Raw genomic sequence first — 3,166 nt, 5'->3', positions numbered from 1 at the left:
TCATCGCCGACAAGCTGCCGCCGTCGCAGCTCGGCAAGGGCTTCCTCGCCCAGAGTTTCTTCACCGGCTTCGGCATCACGCTCGCCAATCTCTCGCTCTTCGTGTTCCAGAACATGATCGACGGGGCGACGGAAGCCGGCATTCCCTACTGGGTGGTCGGTTCGTTCATGCTCGGCGCGGTCTGCTCGATCGGCTCGGTGCTGGTCTCGGTTCTGACCACGCCCGAAATTCCTCCGACCGAGGCCGAACTCAAGGCGCTGCGCGAGCGCAAGGGCAGCGCCTTCGGGTTTCTGAATGAGATCCGGGACGCGATCGTCGAGATGCCGGTCGAGCTGCGCAAGCTCGGACTCGTCTACCTGTTCCAGTGGTACGCGATGGTGTGCTACTGGCAGTTCGTGACGCTTTCGATGGCGAAATCGATCTGGGACACCACCGATCCGCACTCCGAAGGCTTCAAGGAGGCCGTCGGCTGGACCGGCCTGATCAACGGCTGGTACAATATCGTCACCTTCTCGGTCGCCTTCTCGCTGGTTGCCTTCGCCCGGCGCCGCGGCGCGAAGTTCGTGCATATGGCCTGCTTGCTGATCGCCGCCGCCGGCCTGCTGATCTTCCCGCATCTGACCAACAAATACCTGCTGTTCATTCCGATCATCGGTCTCGGCATCGCCTGGGCGTCGATCATGGGCGTGCCCTACATCATGGCGGTGCGGATGATCCCGTCGACCCGCTATGGCGTCTACATGGGCATCATCAACATGATGATCGTGATCCCGATGCTGATCCACTCGGTGACCTTCGGCTGGGTCTATACCAATATCCTCGGCGACAATCCGAACAACGCCATCATGTTCGCTGGCGCCGGGCTCGCCCTCGCCGCGGTCGCGATGCTCTGGATCAAGGAACCGCCGATCGTTCGCGACGTCGATGACGTCATGGCCATGCCTGGCGGTCACTAAGGAGAGTATGAGCATGGCCATGGAAATGACCGACTATCGCGTGGTCGTCGTCGGCACCGACGGTTCGAGCCTCGCCAGTCCCACGGTGGCGCGCGCCGCCTGGCTCGCCCGACACGAGGACGCCGGCCTTGTGATCGTCTGCGCCTACAGCGGCCTCTCCCGACGGGCCGAGGCCCGCAACGTCGCCACGCTCGGCGGCGACGGCCGGGGGGGCGAGGTGCTGGGTCGCGGCGCGGCTGGCGACGCGGTCAACCGCGCCGTCGCGGTGGCCGCGAAGCACGGGGCGACCGTGACGGCCGCGCTGCTGATGGAAGGCGACCCCGCCGCCGCGCTGATCGAGACGGCGCATGCCCGGCAAGCGGAGCTGATCGTCCTCGGCGCCAGCTACGACCGCAGCCTTGCCGAGCGCCTGCTCGGCACGGTCGCGACCGAGGTCGTCAAGCGGGCAAACTGCGACGTGCTGATCGTGCGGCCTATGGAGCCTGGCGAGATTCCTGTGCCCGAAGACACGCCGGCCTGAGACGACCGCTCAGGGTTGCCCGCGCCGGCCTCCAGCCGGAGTCCAGCGGGCAACCCGCGGAGTTTTCGAACAGTCTCTGAGTCCGCGCCCTGATCGCCATTCCATCGCCTGGGAGCGCCGGTTTGCATTGGCGGCGGATCCCACCATAGAGTGCGTGGGCCGACGCCTGTTGGCGGCTTGTGTAGCAAGGCCTGCAATGACGACGCTTCGCGATGTCGCCCGCGTGACGGGCTATTCAATGACGACCGTGAGCCGGGCGCTGCGCGGTTTCGAAGATGTTGCCGCGGGAACGCGCCAACGTATCGAGACGGTTGCCCGGGCACTGGACTACCGCCCGCACCAGATCGCCCGCAAGCTGGTCACCGGGCGGTCCGGAATGGTCGGCCTCATTCTCGACGCCCCGCCAAAGCCGTTCGAGGCCGGACATTTCCTCGAGTTCGTCACCGGTCTCTCCATGGCATTCTCGGCACGCGATCTCGATTTCGTCCTGCATGTCGGCGACGAGAGCAACGCTCTCGCAACGCACGAGCGGCTGATCAACCGCGGCGCGCTCGACGGCTTCGTGGTGACCCTGCCGGTGATCGGCGACCCGAGGGTCGACCTGCTGCTGAAGCGCAACGCGGCCTTCGTGATGCACGGGCACGAATTCGGCGACGACCGATACGCCTACTTCGACACCGACAACCACGCTGTCTCCGGCAAGGCCGTGGAGGTGCTCGCGGGAGCCGGGCATCGGCGGATCGCATTGATCGCAGGTCCGCCTGAGTGGCCATCGGTGGGCGATCGCGTCCGTGGCTTTCGCCAGGCGATGGAGGCGCGTGGCCTGCCCGTCGATACCGGGCTGATCCTTCACGGAGACACGTCGGAGGCCCATGGCGCGGCGGCGCTTTCGGCCCTGCTGGCCCTCGGGACCGACCGACCTTCCGCGCTTGTCTGCTGCAACGCGCTGGTCGCGGCCGGCGTGTGCCGGGCGGCGCGCGAAGCAGGCCTCTCGATACCGAAGGACCTCTCGGTGGTCGCTCACGACGACGTTCTTCCCCAGGTCCAGACGGACGCTCTCGACCCGCCCTTGACGGTCACGCGCCTCGCGCTCCGCGACGCTTGCGAACCTCTCGCAAACCTTCTCCTCAGACGCATCGCGGGCGAGCCGGTCGCAGACCTCCAGGTGACGCGTGAGCCCGAGTTGATCCTGAGGGCATCGGTCACCCGCCCTTCGAATCCATGACGTGATCCGAGAGCCGCCCGATCCGTGCCCCGAAATCCCGGTCGGAGCGCCCCTTGTCCACGCATGGAAAAGGGGCGCTGTTGCATGAAAGTGGTGCGATTGGATCGCCCCGTTCCCCGGTTGCTTCAGGCGATCCTGATGCTCCCGGACATGCCGAGGGCGGTGACGCGGTTGGCGCGGCGCACGGCGGTTTCGAAACAGCGAGAGCAATATCCAACCAGACGGAATCGTCTGGCGGCAAATACCAACGGTCGTTTGCCTTGACCTTCCGACCGAAGCGTGCCGATGGCACGCGAGGCACAGGCGCGAGAAAGCGGACGCATCGCGTCCGCCGCGCCGATCGCTGGAGGGCCGCGAGGCCCGGAGGCGATAGGGGGTGGAGATTTCCGCGTCGCTCAAAGTACGGACGTGGGCGCCCCTGGGTGGCCGCGCTTCGCGGACACCCCCCGGGAGGGGCGTCCGCGG

At 66.6% G+C, this 3,166-nt stretch carries 3 protein-coding genes; all 3 read left to right on the top strand.

Features of this window, described 5'->3' with window-relative positions; genetic code table 11:
• Positions 1-956 (top strand): hypothetical protein (locus Q0480_RS17680; RefSeq protein ID WP_299134981.1); only part of this gene is annotated, 956 nt, incomplete at its 5' end.
• Between the two features lie 13 nt (positions 957-969).
• On the top strand, positions 970-1,476 hold the full coding sequence (locus Q0480_RS17675; protein ID WP_299134979.1) for a universal stress protein: 507 nt from the start codon (positions 970-972) through the stop codon (positions 1,474-1,476).
• 196 nt (positions 1,477-1,672) lie between these two features.
• Positions 1,673-2,701, top strand: coding sequence for a substrate-binding domain-containing protein (locus tag Q0480_RS17670; protein ID WP_299134983.1), 1,029 nt, complete (start codon positions 1,673-1,675; stop codon positions 2,699-2,701).
• The last annotated feature ends 465 nt before the right edge of the window (positions 2,702-3,166 follow it).

The sequence above is a fragment of the uncultured Amaricoccus sp. genome, assembly GCF_937891315.1.
Taxonomy (GTDB): Bacteria; Pseudomonadota; Alphaproteobacteria; order Rhodobacterales; family Rhodobacteraceae; genus Amaricoccus.
The sequence above is the reverse complement of the archived record's forward strand: the minus strand, read 5'-3'. Positions and strand labels throughout refer to the sequence as shown.

What these genes read in the sequence shown, in the direction of transcription:
- Q0480_RS17675 (WP_299134979.1), top strand. Translation starts at nt 970, where the DNA reads ATGGCCATGGAAATGACCGACTATCGCGTGGTCGTCGTCGGCACCGAC.
- Q0480_RS17670 (WP_299134983.1), top strand. Translation starts at nt 1,673, where the DNA reads ATGACGACGCTTCGCGATGTCGCCCGCGTGACGGGCTATTCAATGACG.